The organism is Pseudomonas sp. SIMBA_068, from assembly GCF_046534705.1.
In the GTDB taxonomy this organism is placed as follows: domain Bacteria; phylum Pseudomonadota; class Gammaproteobacteria; order Pseudomonadales; family Pseudomonadaceae; genus Aquipseudomonas; species Aquipseudomonas putida.
Genome location: NZ_JAWRYI010001490.1, coordinates 1 through 240 on the forward strand (window position 1 = coordinate 1; position 240 = coordinate 240).

Genomic DNA, 240 nt, shown 5'->3' on the forward strand with positions numbered 1-240 from the left:
GGTGTTGATTGGCTGAGTTTTTTAAAACGCCACAAACTTGGTGGCATTTTAGCTGACGATATGGGGTTAGGTAAAACACTGCAGGTTATTGCGTTTTTAACGAGTACGTATAATCGTCCGCAGGCAGGTCCTACACTAATCGTGTGTCCAACCAGTTTAGTGAGTAACTGGCAAAACGAAATACTTAAATTTACCAAAGGATTAAAGGTAACCACCATATTTGGGTCTAATCGTAACGAG

Annotated in this window: 1 protein-coding gene; it reads left to right on the plus strand. The window is 40.8% G+C overall.

Going from position 1 to position 240, the window contains the following annotated elements; all coding sequences use genetic code 11:
- Positions 1–240, plus strand: a 240-nt coding sequence (locus SB756_RS34605; protein ID WP_410913822.1) for an SNF2-related protein, incomplete at both ends; no start/stop codon positions are given.